The 18,672-nt window shown below is 74.4% G+C and carries 1 protein-coding gene; it reads right to left on the bottom strand.

Translation table 11 applies throughout. From position 1 onward, the window contains the following. Position 1: 1 nt before the first annotated feature. Positions 2-18,664, bottom strand: a complete 18,663-nt coding sequence (locus ACFZCY_RS16860; protein ID WP_391173562.1) for a non-ribosomal peptide synthase/polyketide synthase — start codon at positions 18,662-18,664, stop codon at positions 2-4. Positions 18,665-18,672: the final 8 nt, after the last annotated feature.

Below are 18,672 nucleotides of genomic sequence, written 5' to 3'. Positions count from 1 at the left end.
CTCACCGTTCGTCGTGGTCGCTGCCGCCCGAAGCGGCGTCTTCGAGTTCGCGCAGGATGTATTCCTCGACCAGCTCGGCGAGGGAGGAGACCGTGTGCGCGGTCATGATGTCCCGCGGTGTCAGGTCGAGGCCGAACGCCTCACCCGCCCGGGAGGCGATCAGCAGGCTGCGGACCGAGTCACCGCCCAGGGCGAAGAAGTCGTCCTCGGCGCCGACCGGATCCACCCCCAGGACCTCGGACCAGATCTCCGCGATGACCTCCTCGGTGGGGGTGCGCGGCTCGACATGGCCGGCGGCCGGTGCCGCGGTGGCCGGGCCGGGCGCGGGCAGCGCCGCACGGTCCGTCTTGCCGTTCTCGGTGAGCGGGAGGCGGTCCAGGACGGCGAACGCCGACGGCACCATGTAGCCGGGCAGGGTACGGCCCAGCTCGGCGCGCAGCTCGGCGTCGGCCGGGGCGGTGGCACCGGGGGCGAGCACGAGATGCGCCACCAGCCTGCGGACACCGGGCTCGTCCTCCCGGACCGTCACCACGGCCTCGGCGACCGAGGGGTGGCCGACCAGGGCCGTCTCCACCTCACCGGCCTCGATGCGGTAGCCGTGCAGCTTGATCTGGTGGTCGGTGCGGCCCACGTGGTGGATCCGGCCTTCGGCGTCGTAGCGGGCCAGGTCGCCGGTGCGGTACATCCGCGATCCGGCGGGCCCGAACGGGTCCGCGAGGAAGCGGGACGCGGTCAGCCCGGGGCGGTTCAGATAGCCGCGGGCCAGCGACGGACCGCTGATCCACAGTTCGCCGGGCACCCCGGGGGGCACCGGGCGCAGCCGCGCGTCGAGCAGATACACCCGGGTGTTGGGGACGGGCCGCCCGATGGGCGGCGGGGCCCCGTCCGCGACGAGCGGGTCGGACCAGGTGGCGACCACGGTGGCCTCGGTGGGCCCATAGGAGTTGATCATGCGGTGGTGGGTGGCCCACCGGGTCGTCAGCTCCGTGCCGCAGGCGTCCCCGCCCACGATCAGCGTGCGCAGTTCGGGCAGCTCCTTCTCGGTTCCGGCGGGCAGCGTGGCCAGCGCGGCGGGCGGGATGAGGGTGTGGGTGACGCGCCGCTCGCGCAGCACGCGCGCCAAGTGCTCGCCCAGCAGCGGCCCGGGTTCCGGCACCACGAGCGCGGCGCCGGTGGGCAGTGCCATGCACAGCTCCAGTACGGAGGCGTCGAAGCTGGGTGAGGCGAACTGCAGGACGCGGTCGCCCTCCCGTACCTCGTAGTGCTCGGCCTCGGCGGCGGCGAGGTTCCCGATCCCGCGGTGGGTGACCACCACGCCCTTGGGGGTGCCGGTGGACCCGGAGGTGTAGATCACATAGGCCGGGTCGTCGGGGTCGACGGGACGCGACCGGTCCCGGTCGGTGGGCCGGTGCGCGGGGCCACCGGTGTCCTCGCCGATGTCGCGGAGGGTGAGGTGCGGGGCGGAGTCCTCCAGCATCAGGGCGACGCGCTCGGCGGGATAGCCGGGGTCGACGGGCAGATGGGCGCCGCCCGCCTTGGCCACCGCGAGCTGGGCGACGACGATCTCCACCGACCGGGGCAGCACCAGGGCGACGATCCGCCCGGGGCCCACACCTTGCGCGATGAGGCGGTGGGCGAGGCGGTTGGCCCGGGCGTCCAGCTCCGCGTAGGACAGCTCGGCCCCGGGGGCGAGGACCGCGGGCGCGTCGGGGTGACGGTCCGCGGCGGCCTCGAAGAGTTCCGCCAGGGTCGTCTGCGCGGCGGGCCGGGCGGTGTCGTTCCAGTCCACCAGAAGCCGCTCGCGCATCGCGGCGGGCAGGGTGCCGATCCGGTCCAGCGGCTGATCGTCGGGTGCCGCGGCGAGGGCGCCGAGGACGTGCGTCAGCTGGGCGGCCAGCCCCTGGGCGGTGGTCTCCTCGAAGAGCCGGGGGTCGTAGCCGAGTTCGACGGACAGCTCGGAGCCGGGCGAGACGACCACGGTCAGCGCGTAGTTGGTGGACTCCAGGGCCTGGAGTTCACGCACCCGCAGCCCGTGTTCGGCGGCGGCGGAGCTGTTGATCGGATAGTTCTCGAAGACCACCAGGCTCTCGAAGAGGTCCGCCCCGCCCGGCACCTCGCTCCAGCCCTGGAGCTGGGACAGCGGGACATGGCCGAAGCCGCGCGCGTCCGCCTGGTCGGACTGGAGCCCGCGCAGCCACGGGACCGTGAGGGCGCCCTCCGCGCCTTCGTCGGCATCGGCTACGCGCAGCCGCACCGGAAGGGTGTTGATGAAGATGCCGGTGATGCTGTCGGCGCCGGGCAGTTCGGTCGGACGTCCCGAGACGGTCGCCCCGAAGCAGACGTCCGACTCTCCGCTCAAGCGAGATACGAGCAATCCCCAAGCACCTTGGACGATCGTATTGAGAGTGAGCCGGTGCCGCCGGGCGAAGTCCTCCAGGGCTGCGGTCTCCTGCTCACCGAGCCGCTGCGACAGCCACTGCGAGGACCGGGTGGCGGCCTCCGCGGTCGGCTTGCGGTCGTAGGGGAGGGGAGTGGGTGTGGTGAACCCCGTCAATGTCTTGCGCCAGTGCGCCTCGGCCTGGGCGCGGTCCTGCCGGCCGAGCCAGGCGACATAGTCCGCGAACGGCCTGCGGGCCTGGAGCCGGGGCTGTTCACCCCCGGCCAGGGCGGCATGGGCCGTGAAGACGTCGGTCAGGACCTGGAAGACGCTCCAGCCGTCGAGCAGCACATGGTGGAAGGTCCACAGCACCTGCACCTCGGTCGGTGAGAGCCGCGCCAGGGTGACGCGGAGCAGCGGCGCCGTGGCGAGATCGAGCCCCCGCTCGCGGTCCTGGTCGAGCAGCCGCTCCAGCGCGGTCCGGCGCTCGTCCTCCGACAGTTCGCTCCAGTCCAGCTCCTCGACCGGTACGGCCGCGCCGCGGCGCACGAGCTGCAGCGGCTCGGGCACCCCCTGCATCACGACCTCGCTGCGCAGCACCGGGGTGCGGTCGACGACGTGCTGCCAGGCGGCGGCGAGGACCCGGGAGTCCCGGACGCCGTCCAGGATGAAGGTCGCCTGCTCCACATAGAGCCCCTGGCCCCGCTGGGCCAGCCCGTGGAAGACCAGCCCGCTCTGGGTGGGCGTCAGCGGATAGATGTCGGCCACGTCCCGGCCGTCGCCCGCCAGCCGGTCGACGGTCTCCTGGTCCAGGGCGGCCAGCGGGAAGTCCGAGGGCGTGCGGCCGCCCGCCTCCCCCTCCGCGCACAGCCGCATGATCGCGCGCAGCTCGTCCAGGGTCTCCTCGGCGAGCCGGAGCACCGTGTCGCGCTGGTGCCGGTCCCGCGAGTAGGACCAGGTGAGTTCCAGCTTCTTGTGCTCCACCCGGCCGACCACGTCGAGGAGATGCGGCCGGGGCGCCTCCGGGCTCATATCGCCCTCCAGCCCGCTGCGCAGGGAGTGCAGCAGCCCGCCGTCCGGCAGGTCCCAGTCGAGCTGGCCGAGGTAGTTGAAGCTGATCTGCGGGTCCTCGGTGAGATCCGGCGCGGCCGCGCCGGACAGATGGCGCAGCGCCCCGTAGCCCAGCCCGTTCCCGGGGATGGCCCGCAGCCGCTCCTTGACGGTCTTCAGCGCATCCTCGAGACCGGTTCCGGCGCCGCCGTCCAGGGCGACGGGGAACATGCTGGTGAACCAGCCGACCGTACGGGACAGATCGGTGCCCTCGAAGATCTCCTCGCGGCCGTGCCCCTCCAGGGCGACCAGCACCCGGTCCTGACCGGTCCAGCGGCTCAGCACCCGGCCCAGCGCGCACAGCAGCACGTCGTTGATCCGGGTCAGATAGGCGCCCGGCACATCCTGGAGCAGGACCCGGGTCTCCTCGGTGTCCAGCCGGACCGTCACCGTCTCCTCACTGGCGGCGGTGTTGGGGCCCTCGGCGTCCGTGGGGAGGTCCGGGCAGCCGTGCGCGGCGGTCCAGTGGCCGAGTTCGTTGTCGAAGCCCCCGGCGACGGTGTGTTCGCTCAACCGCCGCGACCACGCGCGGAACGAGGTGGTCTTCCGGCCCAGGCTTCCGGGCCGCCCGGCGCCGATCAGCCGGTAGGCGGTGTCCAGGTCCTCCAGCAGGATCCGCCAGGAGACCGCGTCCACCACCAGGTGGTGGGCGATCAGGCTGAGGACCGGGCGCTGCCCGTCGCCCCGCAGGAACAGCACGGCCTTGAACAACGGCCCCTGCTCCAGCCGGAATCCGGTGCGGACGCGCATTTCCGCATCCCGCATGGCCGCCTCTTGCGGCCCGGGGCCGGTGGCGGACAGGTCGTGGACGTCGAGCACCGGCCCGTCGCCGCCCGGCGGGACGCTGTGCTGGCGCCAGTGGCCGTTCCCGGTGGGCTCGAAGCGCAGCCGCAGCGCGTCGTGGTGGTCGAGCAGCGTGTCCAGGGCGGCGCGCAGCGCGGCCTCGTCCACCGGCCCGGCCAGCTCGGCGGAGACCGACTGGGTGAAGTGGCCGGGGCTGTCCGGGAGGGTTTCGAACAGCCAGTGCTGGACGGGGGTGAGCGGCACCTCGCCGACGACCGGCCCCTGTTCGGCCGCGACCGCCGTGGCCGGGACGTCCCGGGCGGCGGCGGCCAGGTCCGCGACGGTCTGGTGGACGAACAGATGGCGCGGGGTCAGCTCGATCCCCGCCCGGCGGGCGGAGGAGACGATCTGGATGCTGAGGATGGAGTCCCCGCCGAGGGTGAAGTAGTTGTCGTCGACGCCGACCCGCTCCACCCCCAGGACCTCGGCCCAGATCCCGGCGAGGGCCTTCTCGGTCTCCGTACGGGGCGGCACATGGCCGGCGGCGGGGGCGGCCCAGTCCGGGGCGGGCAGCGCCCGCCGGTCGAGCTTGCCGCTGGTGCCCAGCGGCAGCCGCTCCAGGGTGACGACGGCCGCGGGAACCATGTGGTCCGGCAGGCTCGTCGCGAGGAACGCGCGCATCGCGGCGGGATCGACCGCCGCCGTCCCGGGTGCCGGGACGACATAGCCCACCAGCCGTTTGTGGCCGTCGGTCTCGACCACCGCCGCGGCCGCCTCGGCGACCTCGGGGTGGCGCGCCAGCGCGGCCTCGACCTCGCCCAGTTCGATGCGGAAGCCCCGCACCTTGACCTGGTCGTCGGTCCTGCCCAGGTACTCCAGCTGCCCGTCCGCGTCCCACCGCACCAGGTCGCCGGTGCGGTACATCCGGCCGCCCGCGGGCCCGAAGGGGTCGGCCGTGAAGCGGTCCGCGGTCAGCCCGGGACGGCCGGAGTACCCCCGGGCCAGGCCCGGACCGGCCAGGTACAGCTCGCCGGGCACTCCGACGGGCACCGGCCGCAGCCGCGCGTCCAGCGCGTAGGCCCGGGTGGCGGCGACCGGGGAACCGATCGGCGGGGTCCGGCCGGGGTCGGCGGGGTCGCAACTCCAGGCGGTGGCGTAGACGGTGGCCTCGGTGGGCCCGTAGATGTTGGCCACCCGGCAGCCCGGGATGGCGTCGCGGACCTCCTGGACCGTACGGGCCGCCAGCCCCTCGCCCGCCAGCACCACCGTGTCGGCCGTGACGGAGACGCCGCCCTTGCCGAGGACCTGCGCGAGGGCCGAGGGCACGGCGCTGATCAGGGACGCCGTCCAGGGCTCCGGCCGCTCGGCCAGGGCGAGCAGATCCGCCACGATCTCCAGGGAGCCGCCGGTCAGCAGCGGGCAGATGATCTCGAAGACCGACACATCGAAGTTCAGCGAGGTGGACGCCACGACATGGGAGAGCCCCACCGCGCCGAACTCCTCCGCCGCCCAGGCGGCCAGCGCCGCCACGCCCTGGTGGGTGGCGACGACGCCCTTGGGCGTACCGGTCGACCCGGAAGTGTGGATGACGTACGCCGGATGGCCGGCGACCAGCGGCGCGACGCGCTCGGCGTCGCCGACGTCCTGGGCGGACTGTCCGGCCAGCGCACGGCCGGTCTCCGCGTCGTCCAGCAGGATCCGGTGACCCGGCCCGGCCGGGATCCGGGGAGCCGTCTCCCGCGTGGTCAGGACGATGTCCGGGGCGATGTCGCCGATCATGAACGCGATGCGCTCCGCCGGGTAGGCGGGGTCGACCGGGAGGTATCCGGCGCCGCTCTTGAGCACCGCCAGCAGCGCCACCACCAGCTCCGGCGTACGCGGCAGCGACAGCGCCACGAAGCGCTCGGGACCGGCTCCCGCGCCGATGAGCAGCCGGGCGAGCCGGTTGGCGCGCTCGTTCAGCTCCCGGTAGGTCAGCTGCGTCCCCGCGCCCCGCACGGCCACCGCGTCCGGGGTACGGGCCGCCTGCGCCTCGAACAGCTCCGGCAGGACCGCGCCCGGCGCCGGGGCGACGCGACCGCTGAACTCGTCCAGGATCCGGCGGGTTTCCGCCGCGCCGATCAGCGGCAGCTCCTCCAGCCGCCGTTCCGGATCGGCCGCCATCTCGGTCAGCAGCCCGTGCAGGCAACCGCCCAGCCGCTCGACCGTGGCGGCGTCGAAGACGGCCGGGTCGTAGTCCAGCGAGATCGACAGCCGCTCCTCGGGCGCCACCACGACGCTGAGCGCGTAGTTCGTCGGTTCGAGGTCCCGCTCCTGGTGGATGCCGAGGCCGTGCGCGGCGATGGCGTCGCTGTCGAAGGGGTAGTTCTCGAACACCACGATGCTGTCGAAGAGGCCGACCCCGCCGGGCACCTCGCTCCAGCTCTGCAGCTGCGCCAGGGACACGAACTCGAAGCGCCGGGACTCCGACTGGGCCGTCTGGAGTTCCCGCAGCCAGCTCAGCAGCGGGCTCCGGCCGTCCACCCGGACCCGGGTGGGAATGGTGTTGATGAACACCCCGACCATCGACTCGACCCCCGGCAGCGCGGCGGGCCGCCCCGAGACGGTGGTTCCGAACGCCACGTCGTCCGCCCCGCCGTAGCGGGACAGCAGCAGCCCCCAGGCGCCCTGCACCACCGTGTTCATCGTCAGCCCGTTGCGCTGGGCGACGGTACGGAGCAGCGCGGACTCCTCGGCGCCGAGCGTGACCCGGTGGGTGCCCGAGGACGCCGTACGGTGCGCCTCGGCCGCGGGCCGGTCGCGGGGCAGCTCGGTCGGGGCGGTGAAGCCCGCCAGCGCCTCGCGCCAGAACCGCTCGGCCTCCGCCGTGTCCTGCTCCCCGAGCCAGCCCAGGTACTCGCGGAAGGGCCGCCTGGCCGTCACGACGGCGCCGCGCCCGGTGGTGAGCGCCGCGTACCGCTCGCACACCTCGTCGAAGACCTGCGCCGCGCTCCAGCCGTCGAGCAGCACATGGTGGAACGTCCAGATCAGCCGCACCTCGTCGGCCGACAGCCGGATCAGGGCCAGCCGGGTCAGCGGCGCGCTGCCGAGGTCGATCCCCTCGGCCCGGTCATCGGCGAGCAGCCTGTTCAGCTCGGCCTCGCGCCACTCCCCGGACCGTCCGGTCCAGTCGTGGTGGGCGATCCGCAGGGTGGCCCGGCGCCGTACGACCTGAAGGGGTTCGGGGGTGTCCGCCCAGACCAGGTGGGTGCGCAGGATCGGGTTGGCGACCGTGGTCCGCTGCCACGCCGTGGCCAGCGCCCGCGGGTCCGTCACCCCGGTCAGCCGCAGCTGCACCTGGTTGAAGTAGGCGTCGGACGCCGGGTCCACGAGGCTGTGGAACAGCATCCCGGCCTGCATCGGGGTCAGCGGATAGATGTCCTCCACCGACCGCCCGTCGGCGGCCACCCGGTCCACCGCGGCCTGGTCCAGCCGGGCCAGCGGGAAGTCCGACGGGGTACGGCCGCCCGCGGCGGGGTCGGCGCAGTGGGCGACGATGTCCTCCAGGGCGCGGAGCATGTCCCCGGCCAGCCGGGCCACCGTCTCCTCGGAGTGCGTCCCGGAGCCGTAGTACCACGTGATCTCCAGGCGGCGCCCCTCGACCCGGCCCACGATGTCGAGCAGATGAGCCCGGAGCGACTCCGGTGCGGCGTCGCCCCCCAGACCGCCCCGCACGGTGCGGACCAGGGAGGCGGCGCTCGTCCCGCCCGCGTCCGACCAGTCGAACTGGCCGAGGTAGTTGAAGCTGATGTCGGGCTCCGCCGCGTCCGCGAGCGGCGAGTCCGGGGCCAGATGGCGCAGCGCGCCGTAGCCGATGCCCCGGGCGGGCACCGCCCGCAGCTGCTCCTTGACGGATTTCAGCGTCTCGCCCCAGCCGCCGCCCGGGACCTCCGGGATGTCCAGCGCGACCGGGAACATGGTGGTGAACCAGCCGACGGTACGGGACAGGTCCACACCGTCGAGGAGGTGTTCCTCCCGGCCGTGGCCCTCCAGGTCGACCGCGACCCGCCGCCGCCCGGTCCACTCGGCCAGCACCCGGCCCAGCGCCGAGAGCAGCACGTCGTCCACGCGGGTGCGGTAGACCTCGGGCACCTGCTGCAGCAGGGCCGTGGTCCGCTCCCGGTCCAGCGCTACGGTCACCGACCGCATGCCCGCGACGGTGTTCTCGCCCTCGCCGTCCACGGGGATCGGGACCGCGCAGTCGGCGGCCACCGCCGTCCAGTGCGGGAGTTCGGCGTCGAAGCCGCCCGCCGTGGTGTGCTCGGTGAGCCGCCGGGACCAGTCCCGTACGGAGGTGGTGCGCGCGCCGAGGCCGGCCGGGGCGGCCTCGAGCGCCTGGCGGTAGGCGGTTTCCAGGTCCTCCAGCAGCACGCGCCAGGAGACGCCGTCGACCACCAGGTGGTGCACGGTCAGGAAGAGCGTCGGCCGCAAGCCCTGGCCCGGGCGCAGCAGCCGGGCGGCCAGCAGCGGCCCGGTGTCCAGGGCGAACCCGGCGTTCGCCTCGGCCATGGCCGCCTCCTCGGCGGCCCGCCGCTCCGGCTCCGCGAGCCCGGACAGGTCCACCTCCCGCAGCGGGTCCGGGCCGGTCTCGTCCGGCGGCGGGCAGTACTGCCGTACGGTGCCGTCCGCCCGGTGCTCGTAGCGCATCCGCAGCGCGTCGTGGTGGACCAGCAGCGCCCGCAGGGCCTGACGGAGCGCCCGGGGGTCGGGGTCCCGGTCGAGCTCGACCAGGACCGACTGGTTGAAGTGCTCGGGCCGGGGGCTGCCCGTACCGAGGAACCAGTGCTGGATCGGTGTGAGCGGCACCTCGCCGCTGACCGGCCCCGCGTCGGCGGCGGGCCGGGCGGTGGCGGTGGCGACGGTGGCGAGCGAGGCGATGGTGGGGTGCCGGAACAGTTCCCTGGGCGTCACCGAAAGGCCCGCCTGCCGGGCGCGCGAGGCGACCTGGATGCTGAGGATCGAGTCCCCGCCGAGCATGAAGAAGTTGTCCTCGACGCCGATCCGCTCCCGGCCCAGCAGCGGACCCATGACCTCCGCGAGGATCCGCTCGGTGTCGGTGCGGGGCGCCACGTACTCCGCGCCGGTCGTGGCCGCCGCCCAGTCGGGCGCCGGAAGCCGGCGGCGGTCCACCTTGTCGTTGGCGGTGAGCGGCAGTTCGTCCAGGGCGATGAAGACCGCGGGCACCATGTAGCCGGGCAGCGTCCGGCCCAGCAGGGACCGCAGCTCCTCGGGTTCGGGCACCGCCTCGCCGCGCACCGGGACCAGATAGGCGGCCAGGAGCTTCCGTTCCCCGTCCCGCGCGAGGGCGACGACGGCCTCGGCGACGGACGGGTGGCGGGTGAGCGCGGCCTCGATCTCGCCGGGTTCGATGCGGAAGCCGCGGATCTTCATCTGGTCGTCCGAGCGGCCCACGAAGGCGAGTTCGCCGTCGGCGGTCCAGGACACCAGGTCCCCGGTGCGGTACATCCGGGAGCCGGGAGGCCCGAAGGGGTCGGCGACATAGCGCTCGGCCGTGGGGCCCGGCCGGTTCCGGTAGCCACGGGCGAGCCCGGCGCCCGCGATGTACAACTCGCCGGGGATGCCCGGCGGCTGCGGCTGGAGCGCGCCGTCCAGGACGTACACGCGGGTGTTGTCCATCGGGCGTCCGATGGGCAGGGTGCCGGGCAGGTCCTCACCGGCGCGGAAGAAGCGCCGGGTGGCGAAGGTCGTGGTCTCGGTGGGCCCGTAGCCGTCGACGACCATCAGGTCGGGGCAGGCGTCGAGCACCCGGCGCACCGCCGCGGGCGGCACCGCCTCGCCGCCGGTCCACACCTCCCGGGCGCCGCGCAGGCAGTCCGGCGCCTCCTGCGCCAGCAGCCGGAACAGACCGGCGGTCAGCCACAGGCAGCTCACCCCGTGCCCGGCGATCGCGTGGCGTACGGCGTCGGCGTCCACGTCGCCCACCGGCGCCAGGACGGCCGTGCCGCCGCGCAGCAGCGGCACCCACACCTCGTAGGTGGAGGCGTCGAACGCCTGCGGGGAGTGCACCAGCACCCGGTCGTGGCGCGCGAAGGCGCGGTCCTGGGCGAGGGCGGTCACATCGCGGTGCCGGACCGCGACGCCCTTGGGCCGTCCCGTGGAGCCCGAAGTGAACATCAGATAGGCCGTGTTGTCGGGGAAGATCTCCACCGCGGGCGGCCCGGACGGCTCGTCGCCGCCCTGGGCACCGGGTGCCACCAGCAGGGTGCGCCCGCCGTGCCCGAGGTCCGCGGCGGTCCGCTCCCAGGCGCGGTCGGTCAGCAGGACGTCCGCCGTCGCCTCTGCCAGCACCACCCGGAGCCGGTCCTCGGGCGCACGGGTGTCCAGCGGTACGTACACCCCGCCCGCCTTGACGATGGCCAGCTGGGCGACCACCAGCTCCACGGACCGGTCCATCAGCACGGCCACCGGCCGCTCCGGCCCGGTCCCGAGCCCGATGAGCCGGTGGGCCAGCCGGTTGGCGCGCGCGTCCAGCTCGCGGTAGCTCACCGGGCCGCCGTCCCCGTCCAGGGCGGGCGCGTCCGGCGTCCGCCGCACCTGGGCGGCGAACAGATCGGCCACCGACCCCTCGGACAGCGGGGCCGTGGTGTCGTTCCACTCCCGCAGCACCTGGGCGCGCCGGGCGTCGCCGAGCACCGGAAGGCGCGCGGGCGCCCGGTCTGCGCCGGTGGCCATGTTCGTCAGCAGCACCGACAGGTACTCGGCCATGCGCCGAATCGTCGCCGCGTCGAACAGGGACGGGTCGTAGCCGAGCCGCAGCGCCATCTCCTCGCCGGGGTAGACCACCAGGCTCAGCGGGTAGTTCGTCGTCTCGACGCCGTCGAGGTCCCGCAGCGCCAGCCCGTGCGCGGCGGCGAGGTCCCCGCCGACGGGGTAGTTCTCGAACACCACGATGCTGTCGAAGAGGTTCACCCGCTCTTCGAGCCGGGTCATGGACTGCAGCCGGGTCAGCGGTACGAAGTCGAACCGCCGGTCCTCGGTCTGCCGCTCCTGCACCTCCCGCAGCCACGACAGCAGGCTGCCGCCCGTGGGGACCGGCAGCCGGGTCGGCACGGTGGTGATGAACAGACCGGCCATCGCCAGGGCGCCCGGCAGCTCCGGCGGACGGCCCGAGACCGTGGTCCCGAAGACCACGTCCGCGCGGCCGGTGTACCGGGACAGCAGCAGCGTCCAGGCGCCCTGGAGCAGGGTGTTCATGGTGAGCCCCGCGCCCCTGGCCAGCTCCGCCAGCCCGCGCGACGCGTCCGCGGGCAGCGTGACCCGCACCTCGGCGGTGGACTCAGCGTGATGGGTCCCGGTGGGCTCCCGGTCGAAGGGCAGCGAAGTGGGCTCGGACAGATCGCCGAGCCGGGCGCGCCAGTGCTCCTCGGCCTCCGCCCAGTCGCGGTCACCCAGCCAGGCCACATAGTCGCGGAACGGGCGGCGGCTGGGCAGCGCGGCCCCCGCCCCGGCCGCATGGCAGGCGAAGACGTCGGACAGCACCTGGAACAGGCTCCAGCCGTCCAGGATCAGATGGTGGAACGTCCACACCACCTGGACCTCGGTGTCGGAGAGCCGGGCGATCGCCAGCCGCATCAGCGGCGCGACGGCCAGGTCCAGACCCCGCTCCCGGTCCTCGGCGAGGAACCGCCGCGCCTCCTCCCGGCGCTCCGCCTCCGACAGCCCGCGCCAGTCGAGCTGGGTGACCGGCACCCGGACCCCGCGCTCCACCACCTGCAGCGGCTCGGGGACCCCGTCCCACTCGGTGCGGCTGCGCAGCACCGGCGTGCGGTCGGTGACCCTCTGCCAGGCGTCGGCCAGCGCCCGGGGGTCGGACACCCCGTCGAGGACGAAGGTGAGCTGCTGGAAGTAGGCGCGCCGGTCGTCCTGGGACAGCCCGTGGAACAGCATGCCCGCCTGGGTGGGGGTGAGCGGGTAGATGTCCTCCACCGCGCCGCCGTCCCCGGCCAGCCGGTCCACCGTGGCCTGGTCGAGGGAGGCGAGCGGGAAGTCGGACGGGGTGCGGCCGCCCGCGCCGGGCGCGGCGGCGTGCCGGGCGATGGCGCGCAGCGCCCGCAGGAACTCCCCGGCCAGCTCGCCGACGGTCTCCTCCCGGTGCAGGTTCGCGGAGTAGAACCAGGTGAACGCGAGCCGCTGGTCCTCGACCCGGCCGACCACCTCCAGCGGATGCGGCCGCAAGGCCTCCGGGTCGGCGTCCAGGGCCAGTTCGCGGTGGAGGCCGCGGAAGAGCCCGTCGCCGTCGCCCGGCAGCTCGAACTGACCCAGGTAGTTGAAGCTGACCCCGGCCGTGGGACCGGCCGGAAGGCCCTCGGGGCGGGCCAGATGGCGCAGCGCCCCGTACCCCAGGCCGCGCTGCGCCACGGCCCGCAACTGCTCCTTGACGGACTTGAGTACGTCTCCCCAGGCGTCTTCCGGCAGGTCGCCCCGGCCGCTTTCGGGAAGGTCGAGCGCCACCGGGAAGCGGGTGGTGAACCAGCCGACCGTACGGGACAGATCCACCTCCTCGAAGATCTCCTCGCGGCCGTGGCCCTCCAGGTCCACCGGCACCCGGGCGCGCCCGGTCCACTGGCCCAGCACCCGGGCCAGCGCGCTCAGCAGCACGTCGTTGACCTGCGTGCGGTAGACCTCGGGCAGCGTCTGGAGCAGGGCGGTGGTCTCGTCCTGGTCGAGGGTGACGGTGACCGACCGGGCCGAGGCGTAGGTGTTCGCCCCGTCCAGATCCACCGGCAGCGACGGATCGCAGGCACCGGCCAGCTCGGTCCAGTACGCGGTCTCGGCGTCGAACCCACCGGTCCGCGCGTGGTCGTTCAGCCGCCGGGCCCACCCGCGCAGCGGGGAGGACGCGGCGGGCAGCGCCAGGCCGCGGTACGCGCTGTCCAGGTCCTCCAGCAGGATGCGCCAGGAGACCCCGTCCACGATGGCGTGGTGCACGGTGAGGTGCAGCACCGGCCGCCCCTCGGGCCCGGCGTCCGCGTCGAGCACCGCGCGCAGCAGCGGTCCGGCCGTCAGGTCGAAGCCGCCGAGGTGCGGCTCGCCGCCGCCGGTGTGGCGGTGGAGCAGGTCCGCGCTCCCGCCGCCGTCGATGCGCTGGTGCCGGCCGCCGTCCTCGCGGGGGAACCGGGAGCGCAGGGCGTCGTGGTGGGCCACGACCGTCTCCAGGGCGCCGCGCAGCGCGTCCTCGTCCACGTCCTCGGGCAGGACGAGGGAGATCGTCTGGTTGAAGTGCCCGGCCCGCTCGGGGTCGTGCTCGAACAGCCAGTGCTGGATGGGCGTCAGCGGCAGATCCCCGGTGGCCGCTTCGCCCTCCGTGGCGCCGGCTTGCGGAGCCGCGGCCGCGGTGTCCAGGTGCAGGGCGAGGGCGGCGATCGTCTGGTGGCGGTAGACATCGCGGGAGGTGACGGAGAGCCCGGCCTGCCGTGCCTGGGAGACCACCTGGATGCTGAGGATCGAATCCCCGCCGAGCGAGAAGAAGTTGTCCTCCACCCCGATGCGTTCCACATGGAGGATCCGGGCCCAGACGGCGGCGAGGGTCCGCTCGGTCGCGGTGCGCGGCGCCACGTAGCCCGGCGCCGCCGACTGGGACCAGTCCGGGTCGGGGAGACGGCCCCGGTCCAGCTTGCCGTTGGGGTTGAGCGGCATCCGCTCCATGACCAGGACCGAGGCGGGCACCATGTAGTCGGGCAGGCTGCCCTGGAGGAACGCGCGCAGCGCGGCCGGGTCCGGTGTGGCGCCCGGCGCGGGCACCACGTAGGCGATGAGCCGCTTGTGGCCGCCGGTCTCCTTCGCGACGGCGGCGGCCTCGGCGACGCCGGGGTGGCGCAGCAACGCCGTCTCGACCTCGCCCAGTTCGATGCGGAAACCGCGGATCTTCACCTGGTCATCGGCCCGGCCCATGTACTCCAGCTGGCCGTCGCCGCCCCAGCGCACCAGGTCGCCGGTGCGGTACATCCGGCTGCCGGGCGCCCCGAAGGGGTCCGCGAGAAAGCGGTCGGCGGTCAGCCCGGGCCGGTTGAGATAGCCCCGGGCGAGGCCCTGGCCGCCGAGGTACAGCTCGCCGGTCACCCCGGGCGGCACCAGCCGCAGCGTCGGGTCCAGGACGTAGGCGCGGGTGTCGGCGACGGGCCGCCCGATCGGCGGCGCCTGCCGCGGGAGCGGGCCCGAGGCGAACCAGGCGGTGGCGTACACGGTCGCCTCGGTCGGCCCGTACATGTTGACGATGCGGCAGGAGGGCAGCGTCGCCCTGATGTCCCGTACGGTCTGGGCGGGCAGGGCCTCGCCCGCCAGGACGACGGTCCCGGCGTCGATGCGCCCCGCGTCGATGTACCCGGCGTCGGTCTGCCCGGCGTCCCCGCTCAGGAGCCGGGCGAACACCGACGGCACGCCGCTGATCAGCCCGGTCGCGCGCGGCCGGTTCGCGGGGTCGGCGAGGGCCAGCAGATCCTGGACGACCTCGATGCTGCCGCCGGCCAGCAGCGGGCACAGGATCTCGAACACGGATACGTCGAAGTTGAGCGAGGTGGAGGCCACCACCCCGGTCAGCCGCTCCCGCCCCAACTCGACCTCGGCCCAGGCGGCCAGGCCCGCCACGCTCCGATGGGCGACCACCACGCCCTTGGGCGTACCGGTGGACCCGGAGGTGTAGATGACGTAGGCGGGGTGGGCCGGGTCCAGCGGTCCGGTGCGCTCGGCGTCGGTGACGTCGCCGTCCGCCCGCCGTCCCAGCTCGGCGCGGACCGCCGCGCCGTCCAGCACCAGCGGTTCGGCCCCGGCGGGCAGGCTGCCCGCCGTGTCACCGGTGGCGAGGATGGTCGAGGGTGCGGCGTCGTCCAGCATGAACGCGATGCGCTCGGCCGGGTATCCGGGGTCCACCGGCAGATAACCGGCGCCCGCCTTGAGCACCGCCAGCAGGACGACGACGAGGTCGGCCGAGCGCGGCAGGGCCAGCGCCACCAGCCCCTCTGGGCCGACGCCACGGTCGATCAGCAGCCGGGCGAGCCGGTTGGCGCGCCGGTTCACCTCGTCGTAGGAGAGCCGGGTCTCCCCGCAGGTCACGGCGGTCGCCCGCGGCTGTGAGGCCGCCCGCGCGGCGAAGAGTTCGGGCAGCGTCGCCTCGGTGGCGGCCTGGCCCGCGCCGTTCCAGGCGTCGAGCAGCTGGTGCCACTCGGCGTCGCTCAGCATCTGCAGCTCGATCAGGGTGGTGCCGGGGTCGGCCACCATCCGGGTCAGCAGCCGGTGCAGATGCCCGGCCATCTGTTCCATCGTCCGGGCGTCGAACAGATCGGAGTTGTACTCGACGGTGAGCCCCAGCGAACCGTCGTCCCGGGGCAGGAACTCCAGCACCAGGTCGAACCGCGCGGCGGGCCGCGGCAGGGAGTGCTCGGCGATCGTCAGGCCCCCGGCCTCCCGGGCGGGCACCATGGCGCTCTGCTGGACGACCAGTGCCTGCACCAGCGGGTTGCGGCTGGCGTCGCGCCCCGGCGCCAGCTCCTCGACGACGCGCTCGAACGGCAGCCGGTCGTGGCTGAAGGCATCCAGCACCGTCTCGCGCATCGCGTCCACGAACTGCTCGACGGTGCTGTCCCCGTCGACGTCGGCGCGCAGCACCAGCGTATTGACGAAGAACCCGGCGACCGACTCCAGCTCCTTGCGGTGGCGTCCGCTGGTGACGGTGCCGAAGGCCACGTCCCGCTGGCCCGAGTAGCGCGAGAACAGGACCGCGACGGACGACGCGAGCAGAGTGAACAGCGTGGTGTTCCGCTCCCGGCCGAGCCGGCCGAGGGCGGCCACCAGATCGGCGGGCAGCTCACGCCGGTGCACCGCCCCGGCGGTGGTGCGCACCGGAGGACGCGGGCGGTCGGTGGGCAGCTCCAGGGTCTGCATCCCGGAGAGCCGGTCCCGCCAGTACTTCAGATCGGTGTCCTGCCCGGGCGGGGCGGGGCAGTTCCGCTCCCACACGGCGAAGTCCGGATACTGCAGCGCGGGCCCGGGCAGGCCGGCGTCGGCGCCGGTGACCTCCGCCTCGTACAACGCGGTCAGTTCGCGGACCAGGATCCCGACCGACCAGCCGTCGGTGACGATGTGGTGCTGGGCCAGCAGCAGTACGTGGTCGTCGTCGGCGAGCCGGATGAGCAGCGCCCTGGTCAGCGGGGACTCGGCGAGGTCATAGGGGCGGTTCAGCTCGTCGGTCAGCAGCCGGTCGACGGCGGCGTCGCGCTCCGCCGCGGGCAGCTCGCCGAGGTCGGCGTGGGCCAGCGGTACCGTGCCGTGCTCGGCGACCTGCTGCACACCGTGCCCGTCCACGGTGACGAACGTGGTGCGCAGCGCGTCGTGCCGGGCGGCCAGGGCGGCCAGCGCGCGGCGCAGGGCGCCGGTGTCGAGCGGGCCGCTCAGCCGCAGCCCGGCCCCGGTGTTGTACTCGGTGCCGCCGGAGGTCAGATCGTCCAGGAACCACAGCCGCCGCTGGGCGGCGGACAGCGGCAGCGGCCGGTCGCGGGGCGCGGGCGGAATCGGCGCCTCCGGCGCGTCGGCGGTCTCCTCCGGCAGCCGCGAGGCCAGCCGCGCCACGGTCCGGGCGTCGAGCAGTTCGCGCAGCGACAGTTCCACGCCCAGCTCCGCCCGGATCCGGGACAGCAGCCGGACCCCGAGGATGGAGTCGCCGCCGAGCCCCAGGAAGTCGTCCTCGACGCCCACGGCGTCCACCGGCAGCACCTCGGTCCACACGCGGACCAGGGCGGCCTCGGCGGGGGTGCGCGGTTCGATGTGGCGGGAGTGCCCTTCGGCGGTGGCGGACGGGGCGGGCAGCGCCTGCCGGTCGATCTTGCGGTGCGGGGTGAGGGGGAACGCGTCCAGCACGACGAAGGCGGACGGCACCATGTGGGCGGGCAGCAGCCGGGCCGCCGCGGCCCGCAGCTCCGCGGCCCGGGGCTTCGACCCCCCGGCGGCGGGCACCACATAGCCGACCAGCCGCTTCAGCCCGGGCTCGTCCTCCCGGACGGTGACGACGGCGGCCTGGACGTCCGGGTGGCGGGCGAGCGCGGCCTCCACCTCGCCCAGTTCGATACGGAAGCCGCGCACCTTGACCTGGTGGTCGGTGCGGCCGAGGAACTCCACCTCACCGTCCGGGTTCCAGCGGGCCAGGTCACCGGTGCGGTACATGCGGGCGCCGGGCGGCCCGAAGGGGACCGCGACGAAGCGCTCCGCGGTCAGCCCCGGGCGGTCGAGATAGCCACGGGCCACTCCCGCGCCGCTGATGTACAGCTCCCCGACCGAGCCCACCGGCACCGGGCGCATCGCCTCGTCCAGCACGAACACCCGGGTGTTGGGCAGCGGACGGCCGATCGGCGGGTTGCCGGAGCCCGCCCCCAGCGCGTCGGTCCAGGTGGCCACGACGGTGGCCTCGGTCGGCCCGTAGGAGTTCACCATCCGGCGGCCCGGCGCCCACAGGTCCACCAGATCGGCGGGGCACGCCTCCGCCCCCACGATCAGGGTGCGGAACTCGGGCAGTCCTTCGCGTACCTCCTCCGCGGGCACCGTCGCCAGCGCCGCCGGGGGGATCAGGGCATGGGTCACCCGGTGTTCCCGCAGCACGGCGGCGAGTTCGGCGCCCAGCAGCGGCCCCTCCGGGGGCACCACCAGCGCCGCCCCGGCGAGCAGGGAGGAGCACAGCTCCAGTACGGAGGCGTCGAAGCTCGGCGAGGAGAACTGCAGCACCCGGTCGCCCGGCCGGACCCGGTAGTGGTCGGCGGTGGCGGCGGAGAAGTTGCCCAGCCCGGCGTGCGGCACCATCACGCCCTTGGGCACCCCCGTGGACCCGGAGGTGTAGATGACGTACGCCGGGTGCTCCGGCAGCAGCGGGGCGAGCCGGTCGCCGTCGCCGGGCGTGTGCTCCGGACCGGTCACGTCCCGGATGTGCGCCGGGTCGTCGAGCACCACCACCGGCCGGGCATCCGCCAGCATCATGGCCCGGCGCTCCTCGGGGTGCGCGGGGTCCACGGGCAGGAAGGCGCCACCGGCCTTGGCGACCGCCAACTCGGCCACCACCAGTTCGGCCGAGCGCGGCAGGACCAGGGCCACCACGCGCTCGGGCACCACACCGCGCCCGATGAGGTGGTGGGCCAGGCGGTTCGCCCAGGCGTCGACCTCACCGAAGGACCACGTCCGGTCCCCGGCCACCAGCGCAGCGGCCCGTGGGGTACGGGCCGCCCAGGACGCGAACAGCTCACCCAGGGGGCTGCGGGAGGCGGCCCGGGACGTGGCGTTCCACGCCGCGGGAGGCAGGCCCGGGGCGTTTTGGGGCGAGGACGCCGGATCCGATGCGTTGTCGTAGCGGTCCATCATGTCGGTGC

Source organism: Streptomyces sp. NPDC007983, assembly GCF_042958345.1.
Lineage (GTDB): Bacteria > Actinomycetota > Actinomycetes > Streptomycetales > Streptomycetaceae > Streptomyces.
This window is presented reverse-complemented; position numbering and strand designations above follow the sequence as displayed.

What these genes read in the sequence shown, in the direction of transcription:
- ACFZCY_RS16860 (WP_391173562.1), bottom strand. Translation starts at nt 18,664, where the DNA reads ATGATGGACCGCTACGACAACGCATCGGATCCGGCGTCCTCGCCCCAA.